This is a genomic window from Candidatus Symbiopectobacterium sp. NZEC127 (assembly GCF_025962675.1).
GTDB lineage: Bacteria > Pseudomonadota > Gammaproteobacteria > Enterobacterales > Enterobacteriaceae > Symbiopectobacterium.
Genome location: NZ_JAGFPG010000001.1, coordinates 1,186,624 through 1,203,467, shown reverse-complemented (window position 1 = coordinate 1,203,467; position 16,844 = coordinate 1,186,624). Strand labels below are relative to the sequence as shown.

At 55.4% G+C, this 16,844-nt stretch carries 11 protein-coding genes; 4 read left to right on the top strand and 7 right to left on the bottom strand.

From position 1 onward, the window contains the following. The first annotated feature begins 418 nt into the window (after positions 1 to 418). Both J5069_RS05395 and J5069_RS05390 read left to right on the top strand, forming a co-directional pair. A complete protein-coding gene (locus J5069_RS05395; RefSeq protein ID WP_264642886.1) occupies positions 419 to 3,004 on the top strand; it encodes a YdbH family protein in 2,586 nt (861 codons plus the stop codon). Between the two features lie 25 nt (positions 3,005 to 3,029). After that, positions 3,030 to 3,338, top strand: coding sequence for a YnbE family lipoprotein (locus J5069_RS05390; RefSeq protein ID WP_264642885.1), 309 nt, complete (start codon positions 3,030 to 3,032; stop codon positions 3,336 to 3,338). A 126-nt stretch (positions 3,339 to 3,464) separates the two neighbouring features. On the opposite strand, the gene J5069_RS05385 is transcribed toward J5069_RS05390, so the two are convergent. After that, positions 3,465 to 4,070: an FMN-dependent NADH-azoreductase gene (locus J5069_RS05385; protein ID WP_264642884.1), complete on the bottom strand. Its 606-nt coding sequence runs from the start codon at positions 4,068 to 4,070 to the stop codon at positions 3,465 to 3,467. 268 nt (positions 4,071 to 4,338) lie between these two features. Here J5069_RS05385 and hrpA point away from each other — a divergent pair, with 268 nt between their 5' ends. Beyond that, on the top strand, positions 4,339 to 8,226 hold the full coding sequence (gene hrpA, locus J5069_RS05380) for an ATP-dependent RNA helicase HrpA (RefSeq protein ID WP_264642883.1): 3,888 nt from the start codon (positions 4,339 to 4,341) through the stop codon (positions 8,224 to 8,226). A 180-nt stretch (positions 8,227 to 8,406) separates the two neighbouring features. Here hrpA and J5069_RS05375 read toward each other — a convergent pair whose 3' ends face one another. The 5 genes from J5069_RS05375 to rstA form a co-directional block, all read right to left on the bottom strand. Then, positions 8,407 to 10,188, bottom strand: coding sequence for a sensor domain-containing phosphodiesterase (locus J5069_RS05375; protein ID WP_264642882.1), 1,782 nt, complete (start codon positions 10,186 to 10,188; stop codon positions 8,407 to 8,409). Between the two features lie 239 nt (positions 10,189 to 10,427). Then, positions 10,428 to 11,264: a trypsin-like serine peptidase gene (locus tag J5069_RS05370; protein WP_264642881.1), complete on the bottom strand. Its 837-nt coding sequence runs from the start codon at positions 11,262 to 11,264 to the stop codon at positions 10,428 to 10,430. A 415-nt stretch (positions 11,265 to 11,679) separates the two neighbouring features. Continuing rightward, positions 11,680 to 12,174 carry an acid resistance repetitive basic protein Asr gene (asr, locus tag J5069_RS05365; protein ID WP_264643735.1) on the bottom strand — a complete coding sequence of 165 codons (495 nt, stop codon included), beginning with the start codon at positions 12,172 to 12,174 and terminating at the stop codon, positions 11,680 to 11,682. Positions 12,175 to 12,297: 123 nt separating this feature from the next. After that, positions 12,298 to 13,605: a two-component system sensor histidine kinase RstB gene (rstB, locus tag J5069_RS05360; RefSeq protein ID WP_264642880.1), complete on the bottom strand. Its 1,308-nt coding sequence runs from the start codon at positions 13,603 to 13,605 to the stop codon at positions 12,298 to 12,300. Continuing rightward, the gene (gene rstA / locus J5069_RS05355; RefSeq protein ID WP_264643734.1) at positions 13,602 to 14,348 is read right to left on the bottom strand and encodes a two-component system response regulator RstA; all 747 of its coding nucleotides are present in this window, start codon (positions 14,346 to 14,348) and stop codon (positions 13,602 to 13,604) included. Before rstA ends, rstB begins: the two co-directional genes overlap by 4 nt. A 318-nt stretch (positions 14,349 to 14,666) precedes the next feature. Here rstA and J5069_RS05350 point away from each other — a divergent pair, with 318 nt between their 5' ends. Beyond that, positions 14,667 to 15,071, top strand: a complete 405-nt coding sequence (locus J5069_RS05350) for a hypothetical protein (protein WP_264642879.1) — start codon at positions 14,667 to 14,669, stop codon at positions 15,069 to 15,071. Positions 15,072 to 15,101: 30 nt separating this feature from the next. On the opposite strand, the gene dauA is transcribed toward J5069_RS05350, so the two are convergent. Beyond that, the gene (gene dauA / locus J5069_RS05345; protein ID WP_264642878.1) at positions 15,102 to 16,802 is read right to left on the bottom strand and encodes a C4-dicarboxylic acid transporter DauA; all 1,701 of its coding nucleotides are present in this window, start codon (positions 16,800 to 16,802) and stop codon (positions 15,102 to 15,104) included. Positions 16,803 to 16,844 lie beyond the last annotated feature (42 nt).

Genomic DNA, 16,844 nt, shown 5'->3' with positions numbered 1-16,844 from the left:
GATACAAATTCCGGGTACAGCGTTGCTATACCCGTCATACTTCACGTTGCAGGTGCGTTGGCTGCGTTCACTCACCCGAATCACTTACCTGAGTAAGCTCATCGGGATTCGCTCACTTGCCGCCTTCCTACAACGCGAATTATTTAGGGTATAAAACAAAAAATGAATTACCTAACCTGCATGCTGTAACCCGTGGCCGTGGCACTTCTATGCTTATCACTGTGCCTTAAGCCTGCGATGATTTTGGTGCTAAAGCATTGCAGCTTTTACGCGTAAGTAAACATTTTATCACTAATCTGTAAGTAATATGTGCGCTGAATGGTGTAAGGCGTGACTGAATAGGTTAATGAATGTTAATAATAAAGAAGTATACACACTTCTGCACAGGTGAAAAAAACTGCTGCCGATCGGATGAGCAATGAGAAAGTGTCTGTTTGCCGCAGGAAGCGCGATGCTGCTTGCGCTGGTTGTCTGGTATACCTCACCCCAGTGGCTGGCCGCTGCGGCGAGAAGTGTATTGCCTGAAGGCGCATCCTTCACCTTGAAATCACGTCCTGTCTGGATCCAAGGCGTGAACACGGCGGGCGTGCGCATTGCGCTGGGCGACTGTGTGCTACTGGATGTCGATAACATCCAGTTCACGCGCGCACCACACCGTTGGCGCGTGGACATTGACCGCTTGACGCTCGATACCGCCTGTCTGCCTGCGTCTTCCACCGATGGTGCAGACGCCGAACCGGCGTTACTCGCGCAGTGGCAGGCGCGGCTGTTCGCTGCTGAAATCAATATCGGTCGTCTGGCCGTGTTGCCGTGGGACAGCTATGCCGGGCAACTGCATCTGGTGCTTGACCGCCAGCAGCAATCCCTGCGTTACCAAAGTGAGCTGTTATCGCTGACGGCAAAAGTGGAAGACGCGCATTTCACCTTGGAGAGCGCAGAGTTCTCTGCACCTGATGTCGCTTCTCGTCTGGTGCTGCGCGGTGAGGCCGATCTGGCGGAGAGCGTGTCGCATCCGCCGCTGCGCGGTGCTTTGCAAGGGCGCATGGAAAGCGGCAGCATCCCCGATCCGCTCACGTTGGCGCTGAACTGGCAGGGAACGCAAGGGGTTCTGCGTTTGGAGGCGCAACATGACAGCACGCCGCTGGTATCGCTGCCGTGGAAAATGAGTCCCGATCGTATCGATATCGAAAACGGCGTCTGGCGTTGGCCTTACGCCGCGCAACCCTTGTCAGGCAATGTCTCGATGACGCTGCACGACTGGCGCGACGGTTGGCAGCAAACGCGCATTGATGCGCGTCTGAATATGCTGACGCAAGGGCATAACGGCAGGGCAAACGCGGTGCTGGTGCTGGGGCCTGGGCGGTTGGGGCTGCTTGACAGCGCCTTACGCTTCCAGCTTACCGGGCAGGCCAATCTAGCCGATATCTCGTTGAGTGCCACCATTCCCGGCGAGATCCGTGGTTCTGTTATCAACCCCACCCTGGCGCTGTTGCCGGGATCGCTACTGCGTGCCTGGGGACGCCCCTCGGCGCAGACGGTGCTGGAGGAGGCGCGCTGGCCGCTGGCCGGCCTGCGGCTGAATGCCAACGGGGTGAATGGTCGGTTACAGGCGATCGTCCGCGCGCAAGATCGCTATTGGGGCCGTATCGCGCTGCATCTGGATGGACAGGCACATGATTTCTGGCCGGACAGCGGCCGCTGGCAGTGGCGCTATTGGGGGGAAGGGCGCTTGCCGCCGCTCGGGAGCCAGTGGGATGTCGCCGGACATGGACGCTGGGAAGATTCGCTTATCACGGTTGAGCAACTCTCCAGCGGGTTGGATCAGTTGCGCTATGGCCACGTACTGGCGCACCAACCGCGTTTAACCCTGACGGCCCCCTTGCAGTGGCAGCGTAAAGCAGGGGAAGAACATTTCGCTGGTGCATTGCGCTTGACATCACAGCGGGTTGACCTGGGGGAAGGCGGATACCTTCCTCCCTCACAGTTGCTGTTCAGCGTCGACGGACGTAGCCCATCAAATTTTCAATGGCAGGGCGATCTCAATGCCCAAGCGATTGGTCCGGTAGCGCTGCGTGGCCGCTGGGATGGAGAGCGTCTGCGCGGTATGGGGTGGTGGGCGGCACAGCCGTTAACCGTGTTTCAGCCACTGCTATCGCCAAAACTCAACATCAACGTGCGTTCGGGTGAATTTTATGCGCAGGTGGCTTTTTCGGCTGCCCGCCAGCAGGGCTTCAGTGCAGGCGGACACTGGGTGGTGAAAAATGGCAGCGCCTGGCTGCCGGATGGGGAAGTGCGCGGCGTCAATTTTGTTTTACCGTATCGCTTTGCGCAGCATCGGTGGGAATTCGGTGTCAGGCATCCCGTCACGCTACATATCGACAAACTGGTCAGCGTCTTCACCATGCAGGATATCCATCTGGCATTGCAGGGCGCTTATCCTTTCGGTGAGGATCATCCTCTGATTTTGTCGCAGGCGGAGATGGGCGTACTCGGGGGGCGGGTCAGCCTCTCCGCGCTGCGTTGGCCGCTGCGCGATCCGGTATTGTTTACCGTCGAGGGTGTCGATCTCAGTGAACTGGTGACCGCGCTGAAGATAAAGCAGTTTGCCCTTTCGGGAAAAATGAGCGGCGTTCTGCCGCTGGATTTCACCGACCCGAACAAGATGATTACGCGCGGGCAACTGCGTAACGACAAGTCACTCACGCTGCGTCTTGACCAACAGTTGGCCGATGAGCTGGCGCAACGTAATATGGCGCAAGGTGCCGTGGTGAACTGGCTGCGTTATCTGGAAATCAGCCGTGCCTATGCCTCCGTGGACATGACGCCGCAAGGTGAAATGGCGCTGCTGGCGCATATCGAAGGCAAGAACTCCACGCGTAGCAGGCAAAAACCGGTCATACTTAATTACCGCCACTGGCAGGATCTGAGCCAGCTTTGGCAAAGCCTGCGCTTTGGCGGCACCGTGCAGGACACACTAGAGCAACGAGCCAATGAACGAGAATAAATCCAGGAAGAGCGGCAGGGCGCGCATGCGGCGTGGTTCTGTCTGCGTGCATCACGCGGCTATAAGCCTGCTAACCCTGTTGCTGGCAGGCTGTGTGCCGCGCATTGAGGTGGCTGCACCTACCACTCCGATCACCATCAACATGAACGTCAGGGTGGAGCACGACATCACCATTCGTGCCGATAAGGACGCCACGCGATTGCTGGAATCCGGTAATAACGCGGCGGTGGATGCGGTGAATGAAAGCGAAAGCCGGGTTGAAACCACAACCCGCGAGCAGGCGCGGGCAGAAACGGTGGTCAGTCCCGCCGCGGCGGCGGCACAGGGGCGCTGAAAGCAAAAAAAAAGCGCGTCGAAAGACGCGCAGTGGCTAACCAAAACACACAATATTGAGACAGGGTAGTAATGATGAATCTGGGATCTGATGGCGCTGGCGCCATCAGACAACGGCAAGCAGGGGTTAGGCTGCTGCCAGTGAAGAGAGCTGCGCTTTTGCCGTTTCGGTCGCTTTCTGAGCAACATCCGGGCCGTAGCCGTAGCCTTCTGCGAATACAAATTCCACGTTGGTAATACCGATAAAACCGAGGAACAGACGCAGGTACGGTTCCAGCAGGTCAGACGGGGTGCCTTTATGAATGCCGCCACGGCTGCTCAGCACGATAGCGCGCTTGCCTTTCACCAGACCTTCCGGACCCTGTTCGGTGTAGCGGAACGTCACACCGGCACGGGCAACCAGGTCAAAGTAGTTCTTCAACTGGGTCGGGATATTGAAGTTGTACATCGGCGCGGCCAGTACCACCACGTCATGCGCCTGCAATTCGGCAATCAGGGTATCAGACAGTGCCAGCGCTTCTTGTTGACGCGGGGTCAGCGGCGCATCGGAAGGACGCAGTGCACCCACCAGTTCACCATCCAGCACTGGAACCGGGTTGGCTGCCAGGTCACGCACGGTCAGGGTATCGTTAGGGTGCGCGGCTTGCCATTCGGCGACGAAGTGATCCGCCAGTTGGCTTGACTGGGAATACCCTGCCAGAATGCTGGATTTAAGAACTAGTACTTTGCTCATTGTGTCATTCCTTTTCTCGTTTGGATGGGGTACGTCTTGTCATTGCCCCCGGATGACTAGCATCTTATGCAGTGTACCAACAGGTTGAAAGTGCAATATTTCGAGGGCATTGTTCGATTTTATTGAACAAGAGAAAAAGGGCGCGGTGATAACAGCCGCGCTGGCATGTGATAACATGCCCGCCAAATGATAAAACGCAGGCGCAGAGGCAGCCTGCGTGGCGCTTGCGCTACCGCGTTGGCGCGATATACGTTTGAGGAACAGGATTGTGACATCACCCCTTTCAGCATTGTCATCTCAGTTGGATGAGCTCATGTTGCGCGATAGGTTGCGCCTGCAACGCCGTTTACAGGGGGCGGCGAAAGTGCGTAACCCACAGGCGCAAGCCGCTATTGCGCAAGAACTCGGTGTAGACATCGCGGCGGCGCAAACCCGCGTTGCGCTGCGTAAGGCCAGTTGTCCCACCATCAGCTATCCGCCCGAACTGCCGGTAAGCCAGAAGCGTGACGAGATTTTGCGCGCGGTGCGCGATCACCAGGTGGTGATCGTTGCCGGTGAAACCGGCTCGGGTAAAACCACCCAGTTACCGAAAATCTGCCTGGAACTGGGACGCGGTGTCAGAGGCATGATCGGTCATACCCAGCCGCGCCGTCTGGCCGCGCGTGCCGTGGCCGATCGCATTGCCGCCGAATTGGACACGCCGCTGGGCGGCTGTGTCGGTTATAAAGTGCGCTTTAACGATCAGGTGGGGGAAACCTCACTGGTGAAGCTGATGACCGACGGTATCTTGCTGGCAGAGATTCAGCAAGATCGGTTATTGATGCAGTATGACACCATCATCATCGATGAGGCGCATGAACGCAGCCTGAACATCGATTTCATACTGGGCTATCTGCGCCAGCTGTTGCCTAAACGCCCCGATCTCAAGGTGATTATCACCTCGGCCACCATTGATCCCGAGCGCTTTTCACGCCATTTCGGCAATGCGCCGATCGTGGAAGTGTCAGGGCGTACCTATCCGGTGGAAGTGCGCTACCGTCCGGTGGTCGAAGAGGCGGATGACAGCGACCGCGATCAGCTACAGGCGATTTTCGACGCCGTCGATGAGCTGAGTCGCGAAGGGCCGGGGGATATTCTGGTGTTTATGAGCGGCGAGCGGGAGATCCGTGACACTGCCGATGCGCTCAATAAGCTGGACTTGCTGCACACTGAAGTGGTGCCGCTCTATGCGCGCTTATCCAATCAGGAACAGAACCGTGTTTTTCAATCCCACGCCGGGCGGCGCATTGTGCTGGCCACCAACGTGGCGGAAACCTCACTCACGGTGCCGGGTATCCGTTATGTGATTGACCCCGGCACGGCGCGCATCAGCCGCTACAGCTATCGCACCAAGGTTCAGCGCTTGCCGATCGAAGCCATTTCGCAGGCGTCGGCCAATCAGCGTAAAGGCCGCTGTGGCCGCGTGGCCGCCGGGGTTTGTATTCGGCTCTATTCGGAACCCGATTTTTTGTCGCGTCCTGAATTTACCGACCCGGAAATCTTGCGCACCAATCTGGCCTCGGTCATTTTGCAGATGACATCACTCGGGCTGGGCGATATTGCCGCTTTCCCGTTTGTCGAAGCGCCAGACAACCGCAACATTCAGGACGGTGTGCGCCTGCTGGAAGAGTTGGGGGCGATCGCTACGGCCGACAACGGTCACTACCGGTTGACACCTTCAGGGCGGCAGTTGGCGCAGTTGCCCATCGACCCGCGTCTGGCACGCATGGTGCTGGAAGCCAGCAAAACCCGCTGCGTGCGTGAAGTAATGGTAATTACTGCGGCGCTGTCGATTCAGGATCCGCGTGAACGTCCGCTGGACAAAAAGCAGGCGTCCGATGAAAAACACCGGCGCTTTGTCGATACATCCTCCGATTTCCTCACGCTGGTCAACCTGTGGAACTACCTGCGTGAACAGCAGCAGGCACTCTCCTCCAGCCAGTTCCGTAAACAGTGCCGCAGTGACTATTTAAGCTACCTGCGGGTGCGTGAATGGCAGGATATTTACACCCAACTGCGTCAGGTGGTGAAAACGTTGGGCATTCCGGTCAACAGCGAACCGGCAGACTATCTCAGTGTACACAGCGCGTTGTTGACCGGCATGCTGTCCCATATCGGTCAGAAAGACGTCGAAAAGCAGGAGTTTACCGGCGCGCGCAATGCACGCTTCGCACTGTTCCCCGGTTCAGCGCTGTTTAAAAAGCCGCCGAAATGGGTGATGGTGGCGGAACTGGTGGAAACCAGTCGCTTGTGGGGGCGCATGGCAGCCCGCCTTGAACCGGAATGGATTGAACCGGTTGCGCAGCACCTGATTAAGCGCAGCTACAGCGAGCCGCACTGGGAAAAAGCACAGGGCGTGGTGATGGCGCAGGAGAAAGTCACGCTGTTCGGCTTGCCGATTGTGGCGGCGCGCAAGGTTAACTACAGCCAGATTGATCCGGTGCTGGCGCGTGAACTGTTTATCCGCCATGCGCTGGTGGAAGGGGATTGGCAAACGCGGCACGCTTTCTTTCGCGCCAACCTAAAACTGCTGGCAGAAGTGGAGGATCTCGAGCACAAATCGCGGCGTCGCGACATTCTGGTCGATGACGACACGCTGTTTGCCTTTTACGATCAGCGCATCCCGCACGAGATTATCTCTGCCCGTCACTTTGATAACTGGTGGAAAGCCGCCAGCCGCGAAGATGCTGATCTGCTCAACTTTGAAAAGAGCATGTTGATCAAAGAGGGCGCGGAGAAGGTTAGTGCACTGGATTACCCCAATTTCTGGCATCAGGGGGCGATTAAACTGCGTTTATCCTACCAGTTCGAGCCCGGTGCCGATGCAGATGGTGTCACGGTGCATATTCCGCTGCCCATCCTCAATCAGGTGCGTGAAGACGGGTTTGAATGGCAAATTCCCGGCCTGCGTGAAGATTTGATTATCGCCCTGATCAAATCGCTGCCCAAACCGTTGCGACGCAATTTTGTGCCGGCGCCGAACTATGCACAAGCGTTTCTCGGGCGCGCCACGCCGCTGGAGCGGGGTCTGCTGGAATCGCTGGAGCGTGAACTGCGCTTTATGACCGGCGTGACCGTGCCGCGTGAAGAGTGGCAATGGGAACAGGTGCCCGATCATCTGAAAATGACGTTTCGCGTGATCGATGAAAAAAATCATACGTTACGCGAAGGCAAAGATCTGGCGGCGTTGAAAACACAGCTCAAAGAGAAAGTACAGCAGACCTTGTCCGCCGTCGCCGACGATGGGCTGGAGCAGCAGGGGCTGCATATTTGGAGCTTTGGCACCCTGCCGGAACGCTATGAGCAGAAACGTGGCGGTTACTCGGTGAAGGCTTATCCGGCATTGGTGGACGAAAAAGAGAGCGTCGCCATCCGGGTATTTGATACGCCGGAACAGCAGCAGCACGCGATGCGCCACGGTCTGCGCCGCCTGCTGCTGCTCAATATCCCGTCCCCGATCAAATACCTGCATGAAAAGCTGCCGAACAAAGCCAAGCTCGGGCTCTATTTCAATCCCTACGGCAAAGTGCTGGATCTGATTGATGATTGCATCGCCTGCGGCGTTGATAAACTGGTGGCACAGGCGGGGGGCGTGGTATGGGAAGAAGCCGCGTTCCAGCAGTTACATGAAAAGGTGCGCGCGGAGCTTAACGACACCGTTGTCGATATCGCCAGGCAGGTTGAGCAGATCCTGACTACCGTTTTCGCTATCAATAAACGGCTTAAAGGCCGGGTCGATATGGCGCTGGCGTTGGCGTTAAGCGATATCAAAGCGCAACTGAGTGGCTTGGTATACCGCGGGTTTGTCACCGATGTCGGCTGGCAGCGACTGCCCGATGTGTTGCGCTATTTGCAGGCGATTGAGCGTCGGCTGGAAAAATTGGCGCAGGATGTTCACCGTGATAGAGCACAAATGCTGAAGGTGGAACAGGTGCAGCAAGCCTGGCAGCAGTGGTGGCACAAGGTGCCTGAAGCGCAGCGCGATGATGACAACGTGAAAAACATCCGCTGGATGATTGAAGAACTACGTGTCAGCTATTTTGCCCAGCAGCTGGGTACCCCTTATCCGATTTCGGATAAACGGGTGCTGCAAGCCATGGAGCAGATTGTGTTGTAAGCGTCAGTGAAGCATTACGGTACACCGGCATGCGGGCGTAACGGAAAACGGTACGCCCGCTTTTTTTGCGCACGCTGTCTCAGGAAAAGGGCGGTTAGGGGGAGTGATGTAAACGATACGCGCTGGCGAGCACGCTGGGGTGCAAGATGAAAGCGGTTGCAGGTGACAAAACGACGGGGGTTACGACTTTATGCTGGCATCATGTAGCTCTAACCACTGTGCAAAATTGTCGGCCACCAGCGGGCGTGAGAAATAATAGCCCTGGCCTTGATCGCAATTGTACTGCCCTAAATAGTGGAGTGTTTCCTCATCTTCAATGCCTTCCGCCAACACCAGATAATTCAATTTATGCAGCATCTCGATGGTGTGTTGCACGATAATGCGGCTGCTCTTATCGGTCTTCATATCCTTGATCAGGGATTTATCGAGCTTGATCACGTGGGCAGGGGTATTTTTCAGGTAGTTAAGATTGCTGTAACCGGTTCCAAAGTCATCCAGGGAGATCATGAAGCCCTGGTCTTTCAGTTTTTTAATGGTGGAGAGTGCGGCGGAGTTTTCGACAATTTTTTGTGTTTCAAGGCATTCAAATTCAATATCATGGATACTGAGTTCATTGGTTCGTAGGATGCGTTGTAAACGTTCAATCAAATCTTCTTCGGCGAAGTTGGTGACGGTGACGTTGACTGAGACGGCGATATTAATGCCAGATTGCCGCCATTTTCTCACTTGCCGCGCCGCCTGCTGAATCACCCACTCCGTTAACGGGCGCATCAGGGTGGTATCTTCGGCCAGTGGAATAAATTGGTCCGGATAGATTTCACCGAATTCAGGGTGTCGCCAGCGGATCAACGCTTCAGCACCAATAACGCGCCGGGTTTTGATGTGCAATTTGGGTTGATACACCAGATACAGCCCCGGATGGCCGTGCTGCAAGGTATCCGATAAATCGTTAAGCAGCGTGAAGGCGCGCTTCTGGTACTCATCACTCTCTTTATGATACGCCATCAGCCGGGTGTTTTTCTTGAGTGCATCGTGAAGTGCGCTCAACGCCTCACGCAGAATGCGTTGCGGATCGTCAATCGGAATCTGAAATTCGGTGTAGCCGATAAAAATTTCCAGTTTCAATGGGATATGGCTGGTGATGCTCTGTTGAATGCGGTCGGCACACGACATCAGCGTACCCAGTACCTGCTCTTGTTGCTCTTTTTTGACCAGCAGTGCAAAACGACCCGCAGAAATGCTGTAGATGCTGGCTTGTCGGCTGATATTCAGCCGCAGGAACAGGCCGATATCCTTGAGTACGCTTTCCACGGTTGGCATCCCGAGTGAGCGCGCCATTTCATAGATATAGGTGAGATCGATACTGTCGAGCAGGATGAGCACGAAATCTTCAAAAATATCCGTGGACTGGCTGATGTCTTCGATAAGTCGCTGACGATTAGGCAACAAGGTCACGGCATCGATCAGGCCAATGGCGTTGCGGTATTCGATCAGCGCCATGGTAATCGACGCCAGCGTTTTTAAATCACGGCGCTGCATTTTCGAAAACGAACGCGCAACATAGTCGACCACGCTCAGGGTGCCGATGGCATAACCGGCTTTGGTAATCAGCGGGATACCGGCATAAAACCGGATATGGGGCTCACCGCTGACATACGGGCTGTTCTTAAAGCGGTCATCCTGCGAAGCATCGTTGCAGACCAGCAGTTCGTTGGTTTGCATGGTGTACTGATCGAGCGCGCCGACTTTACGCATCTCGTTGAGAACGAAATTATGTTTGGCTTTGATATGCAATGAATGGGTATCACTGACGGTGATCAGCGCGCTGGGCATATTCAATATCTTGCTGGACAACGTTGTGATTTGGCTAAGCACATTATCTTGAGAGGTATCCAGGTGAAACAATAACCTATCGAGCGCATGCATCCGCTGCTCCTCATCATGATTCAACTGTCTTAGCATTGATGACTCCATTTTTGCGCTATAAGAACACCTCATCTTAGCCTATTCAATAGGGGACAAACCTGTCATTAGGCACCGCTATTCATGATATTTCACAGGATAAAAAACCGGAGAAGTACCGCGTTTGCATTATCTGATGAAAACGAGAAGGGCGTAGTAAGGCGATTTTACATGAAACCGATCGCCTGGCTAGCGCTTGTATGCGCGGCGTTTAGCTTTACGCCGCGTTTGGCGATAAATTATTCTGAATCAGCAGCGTTTTTCATCGCATGGCGCGCCAGCGCCTTCAATTGACGCTGAATGGCGGAGAGGGCAACGGCATGATTGTCAGCGCGATCGCGTTCGCTGGCATCGGGTGCAGAGCTTTGAATGCCAATCAACTTCCAGCCTTGCAGCGTTTTCAGCATCAACGGTGAACCGCTATCGCCGGGTAAGGTGTCGCACTGGTGCGATAAAATCGCGGACGCGGCCCAACCGGTAATCACACAATCCTGATGACGATAGAGCGCTTCCTGATGGTCTTCGGGATAACCGGCCTGGGTGACTTTTGCTTGCTGTTGCGCCAGCGCGACATTCAGTTCTGACTGCGTGCCATTCCAGGTGGTTAACGGCGTGATACCCGCAGGCGTATCGCGTAGCCAAATCAGGGCATAGTCCAGCGGTGCCGCGGCGGGAGAAACGATCCACCCTTCGCCGTCGGGCTGCAATTTTTTGCGCAGCGCGCTATTGGTCACCGCTTCGATGGCGTGCGTTTCATACTGCCATTCGCCATTGACCGCAATAAAGCGCAGCGCAACCGGTTTATCGGGTTTTCCTGATGGCGGGACTAAGACGCAGTGGCCTGCGGTTAATGCCAGATGCGGAGCAATCAGCGTGGCGGTGCACAGATTGCCGCTGGCGGTCTCCAGTTGGCCAATGGCCTGCCAGGGCCAGGCGTTGGGTGTCGGCACCGGATCGCGATCGTCATGATTGAAGAACAGGATTTGCTGACGTTCCGCTTCAGAGGGGGATTGTTCAGCCCAGCCAGGGGCTGCGGGTAACGCTATCAAACAGAACAACCAAGCCAGTTTACGCATCAATAGGATTACCTTGCGGAAAAAGCGATATCTTTTTTACGTCACCCACTAACTATAGCCGGGTTTGCCAGCGTTGCGGGGGCGGGCGCGACCCTGAGTGCGTGAGTGCTCGTCATAAAAAGAACAGCAGCGTGATAAATCCGCACACCAGCACCAACGAAAACGCGATTTCAAATGAGTAGCGATGGAACATCATCAAGCACCCCATTAAACATACCGTGTGCGTATGGGCATACGGCGGCTACCGGGAGGCAACGGCTGGAATGCCTGTCATAAAAAAACACCCGATTCACCGGGTGTCAGACTCATTATCACTGCGTGAAACCGTTCGGTGTTGGAAGCGGAACGGTTCACGTTTTGTGGCTAACTCGTCCCTGCCGGAGCAGGGATCTTGAGACAAGAAGCGGTGATGCGATTACGCTGCGGTCGGAGCCGGTTTTTTAGCGGCTTTCTTCACGTGTTTTTTGGCAGCCTGCGCTTTCTGTGCAGCAGGTTTAGCGGCTTTCTTCACGTGTTTTTTGGCAGCCTGCGCTTTCTGTGCAGCAGGTTTAGTGGCTTTCTTCACGTGTTTTTTAGCAGCCTGCGCTTTTTGTGCAGCAGGTTTAGTGGCTTTCTTCACGTGTTTTTTAGCAGCCTGCGCTTTTTGTGCAGCAGGTTTAGCGGCTTTCTTCACGTGTTTCTTAGCGGCTTGCGCTTTCTGTGCAGCAGCCGGTTTGGCTTTTTTCACGTGCTTTTTAGCCGCTTGAGCCTGTTGTTCAGCCGGTTTAGCGGCTTTTTTCACCGTCTTCTTCGCATGTTCCTGAGCATGTGCAGCAGGTGTGGATGTTGGCGCTGCCGTGGTGTTCGCTGCAAACGCGACAGAGGAGAGACCCAGAGCTGCACCTGCGATCAACACTAATACTTTATTCATCATCAATTCCTCATTATTCCGTTCACATGTGGGCCCTGAAGCGGCCCGGTGAAAGAAGCATAAGAAAAAGCCCGTTGGGGGTCTGTGAGTCATTGGTATCGGTGTGTAACGCAATGTACACCCTCAGGACGGGAGTGCAGGGCGAACGGGGATATCGGTTTTAATCGGCCAGCAGAAACGGAAACGCGCGCCGCCCCATTCATTACTCTCTACCACGATGGTGCCGTCATACGCCTGCACGATGGCATAAACAATCGCGAGGCCAAGTCCACAGCCTCCGCTGCTGTTTTCCAACCCTGCCTCCAAACGGATAAACGGCTCAAACACATTTTCCCGATCTTCCTGAGCAATGCCGGGGCCATCGTCATCCACCTGAAGACAGGCCATTGGCCCAGCGCGCGATACGCTGACGGTAATGCGCGAGTGGCAGAAGCGCAGTGCGTTATTGACCAGATTATCCAGCACCCGCTCCATCAGGCGCATATCGAGATAGCCAATATCGGTATCGGGCGGCATCGATAGCTCAAATGTTTTATCCGCGTGCAGCATGCGCCACTCATCGATTTTGTTTTGCAGCCAAGCAGCAACATCAATCTGCGTCAGGTGGAGCGAGACCTGCGGACGATCGAGGCGAGCATAGGTCAGCAACTCGTCGATCAGGGCTTCCAATTGCCCAATGTCGCGGTTGAGCGCCGTTTGTTCCTCCTCACTCAGATTGTCGCTCATGGCGAGGCGATAACGCAGGCGTACTAGCGGGGTGCGTAATTCATGGGCAATGTTGTCAATCAGCCGTTTTTTACTGACGATCAGTTGATTCAGGTTATCGGCCATTTGGTTGAACGCGATACCCAGTCGCACCATGCTTGAGGTGTTGTCATAGTGCAGCCGTTCTTCAAGATGGCCTTCCCCCAATCGCTGCGCGGCATTTTCCAGCTTCAACATGGCCTGCCAATGCGGCCGCATCCACAAGAACACCGGCAGTGCCAGAGAAAGGCCTATCAGCATTACAAACAACAAATCCCACAGCCGCATCTCATGCAGGAAAAACAGATAAGGGATTGGACCGACCGACAGCACGTAGTGAGAGCGCGGGATACGCTGGATAAAGGTGTATTGGTCTTCAATCGCGATAATTTCACCCTGATTCAACCGCTGCTGCGCTTTCGGCGACAAGCGGTATTTACTCAGCGGCTCAATGTTCAGCGTGAACGACAGGTTCAAATCCATCTCGTTGATGGTTTTATGCCATTCGCGCGGTGGGATGGTGCGCAGCTCATTGCGGATCAGATAGAGCGAGCTTTTCATCAGATCGTCCATTGACTGACGGCCTGCTCGCTCTGCGGTCATTTTGTAGACCAGGCCCACCAGCAGCGTCATCACCACGAAGCTGGCAAACAGTAACAGAAAAAACTGCACAAACAGTTTTCTCATGGTGTGGCGCTCTCCCAGGCGTTCGGCGCAAAAAGGTAACCTTTGTTGCGCACGGTCTTGATGCGGAACGGCTCCAGCGCATTGTCGTGCAGCTTTTTGCGCAGACGGGAAATGGCTACGTCAATACTGCGATCCATGCCGTCATAACTGACACCGCGCAGATTTTTAAGCAACAGATCCCGGTCCATGGTGTGCCCGGCATGGGTCGCCAACTGCCACAGCAAATCGAAATCGGCGGTGGAGAGCACAATATTCTCTTCCGCCAGCGTCACTTCGCGGTTCACCGGATCGATACACAGCAACCCAAAGTGCAGCGTTTTGTGCACCTGAACCTGCGCCTGCACCGAGGGCGCTTCGGGCGCGGCCTGCGTGGCTGGCTGCGTTGAATACTGGCGCAGATGGAGTCGCAGGCGGGCCAGCAACACGGCGGGCGGCGTGGTTTTCAAAATATAATCATCTGCGCCCATTTCCAGCGCCAAAATGTGGTTCATGTCGCTGTCAAGGGAGGTCAACAGCACGATCGGGCCGCTGTACAAGGGGCGCAATTCGCGGCAGATGGTCATACCGTCTTTGCCCGGCAGCATCACATCTAACAGCACCAGATCGGGATTTTGCTGCGCGATGAAGTCGAGCGCTTTATCGCCGCGCGGCTCCAGATGAACATCTATGTCATGTTTTCCCAGATAAGCCGCAATCAGTTTGCCCACTTCAGGGTCATCTTCCACAAAGGCAATCTTATGCATAGTCACCGTAGCTATTGTTGCTCTATCGTCAGCCTGCCGTGTGGCAAACCGTTTTTCGTCTTGCGTTAGCATAGCGCCCACACATTGGCGGCGCCAGCAGTGAAGCGTAAAAGGGTATAACGCGCAGATACCGGATTTCATTGCAATATCGTGAACTTGATAACGTGCTCGCGCTGTCAAATCACTCACGCTCGTGACAATATAGGGGGGTAACCCGTGAGCCTGGTAAAACAGGGCAGATGTATTATCGACGCTTGATGAAAGGTGATTGACGTACAAGTGACGCGATGAACCCACTGGCGAACAGGAGAGAAGGACATGGGAGATAACCCAGAGTCTGTGTGTTCCAATGAGGCGTTAAGTATTGATTACGCTGAGTATTTGGCAGCGCTGTGTAATAAACGCTGGCGTTTTATTGATGCCATGTATGGCGTGTTGCCGATTATCGGCATGGTGACGAAATCTGCGTCGACCCGTCAGGTTGCCCCGCAAGAGCAAATGAAAATGCTGGCAATGCAGGTGCTTTCCACCCAGGTCAACGATGAAACCAACCTGACGCGACTGATCGCGCTGGCACAGCAACAGAAACTGACCGCACTGAATATTGTGCTGCCGTATCCGCTGACGTCACAACAGTTGGTGACGATCCGCGAAGCCTGCGCGGCGTCGACAACGGTGTCGCAGCGCAATGAATGCCTGAACGTCCAGATTACACCGGTCTAGGCCGCTTGCGCGGCCCCATTGTCAGTCCGATTAATCGATAGACTCCGTTGCTTCCAACGCTTGCGCCAGCGTGGGGTAAAACGTGCGGCGTCCCGCGATGGGATGCACATTGGCGCGCGCCAAGGTTTTCAGCGGTTGGAACGGAATATCGGTTATCAATAGCTGCTTGTCAGCGGGCAAGGCATCGCTGAAACGCAAGAACGCATTCAGTCCTCCCGCATCCAGAATCGGCACCGCGTCCCATTGCAGAATGATGGTCTGATAATTCTCGCTGCGTTGCAGGATATCGTTGAAAATGCGCTCTGCGGCGGCGAAAAACAGCGGACCGTTAACCCGCAGCACCAGTCGCGTCGGCGACGAGGTTTCAGGCCGTTCGCTGAGCCGGGTCATCTGGGCAATGCGGCGCATAAACAGCAGCGATGCCAGCACAATCCCCACCGTAATCGCAATCACCATATCAAACAGCACGGTCAGTGACATGCAAAGCAGCATGACAATGATGTCATCTTTGGGGCCGTGACGCAGCAAATCCACCACTTTATGGGCTTCGCTCATGTTCCAGGCGACGATCAGCAGCAGCGCGGCCATGGCGGCCAGCGGCAGATAAGAGAGCCAGGGGGCCAGCACCAACAGCGCCAGCAGCACTAACAGCGCGTGCACCACCGCCGAGACGGGGGAGGTTGCCCCGGCGCGCACGTTGGCGGCGGAGCGCGCGATAGCCGCGGTGGCGGTAATACCGCCAAAGAACGGTGCTACCAGGTTACCGAAGCCTTGCCCCATCAATTCGGCGTTGGAGTTGTGTTTTTTACCGGTCATACCGTCCAGCACCACCGCGCACAGCAGGGATTCGATAGCGCCGAGCATCGCCATCGAAAATGCCGCAGGCAGCAGGGCGGAAATGCTCTGCCAATTGAGCGTCATGGCCGGTTCACCGGCGGCGGAAACGTTCCACGGCAGCACCCACTGCGGCAGAATGGGCGGAATACCCTGACCCTGCGAGCCATCAGCCAGCATATAGCTAAAGCGTGAACCGATGGTGGCGACATCGTGGCCCATCAGCGACATGATACCCATGACAGCAACGCCCGCCAGCAGCGCAGGCAAATGGCCCGGCAAGCGGATGCCCAGTTTCGGCCAAAAAACAAGCACCGCCAGCGTTGTCAGGCCAATCAGCGTGTCAGCCAGCGTCAGGGTGGGGAACGCCTGTGCCAGCGCTATCACTTTTTCGATATAGTGCTCTGGCACGATGGTCAGGTGCAGACCAAACAGGTCTTTAATCTGCATGGTGGCAATGGTGATACCGATACCGGAGGTAAACCCCAAGGTGACTGACAGCGGAATATATTCAATCAGTCGCCCAAAGCGGCAGACGCCCATCAACACCAGAAACACCCCGGAAAGCAGCGTAGCTACCAACAGCCCAGACAGGCCAAACTGCTGCGAAACCGGGTAAAGGATCACCACGAAGGCCGCCGTTGGGCCGGAAACGCTGTAGCGTGACCCTCCGGTTACCGCGATAACAATCCCGGCAATCGCCGAGGTGTAAAGTCCGTACTGCGGTGGAACACCGCTGGCAATCGCCAGCGCCATTGCCAGTGGAATGGCGATAATCCCTACGGTAACGCCCGCGATAATGTCGTGAACCAAACGTTGTGCGGTATATTTTTCGCGCCAACAGGCGGCGATCAGCGCACTAAAGGGTGTAACCCCGCTTACTCCATGCGTTTTCATCTTATGTCAGACCAAAAAAGGACAAAAAAATGGCGGGCAGTT

Coding starts and splice junctions, on each gene's coding strand:
- asr (WP_264643735.1), bottom strand. CDS start 12,174: ATGAATAAAGTATTAGTGTTGATCGCAGGTGCAGCTCTGGGTCTCTCC.
- dauA (WP_264642878.1), bottom strand. CDS start 16,802: ATGAAAACGCATGGAGTAAGCGGGGTTACACCCTTTAGTGCGCTGATC.
- J5069_RS05385 (WP_264642884.1), bottom strand. CDS start 4,070: ATGAGCAAAGTACTAGTTCTTAAATCCAGCATTCTGGCAGGGTATTCC.
- J5069_RS05350 (WP_264642879.1), top strand. CDS start 14,667: ATGGGAGATAACCCAGAGTCTGTGTGTTCCAATGAGGCGTTAAGTATT.
- J5069_RS05375 (WP_264642882.1), bottom strand. CDS start 10,188: ATGCTAAGACAGTTGAATCATGATGAGGAGCAGCGGATGCATGCGCTC.
- rstA (WP_264643734.1), bottom strand. CDS start 14,348: ATGCATAAGATTGCCTTTGTGGAAGATGACCCTGAAGTGGGCAAACTG.
- J5069_RS05395 (WP_264642886.1), top strand. CDS start 419: ATGAGAAAGTGTCTGTTTGCCGCAGGAAGCGCGATGCTGCTTGCGCTG.
- J5069_RS05390 (WP_264642885.1), top strand. CDS start 3,030: ATGCGGCGTGGTTCTGTCTGCGTGCATCACGCGGCTATAAGCCTGCTA.
- J5069_RS05370 (WP_264642881.1), bottom strand. CDS start 11,264: ATGCGTAAACTGGCTTGGTTGTTCTGTTTGATAGCGTTACCCGCAGCC.
- rstB (WP_264642880.1), bottom strand. CDS start 13,605: ATGAGAAAACTGTTTGTGCAGTTTTTTCTGTTACTGTTTGCCAGCTTC.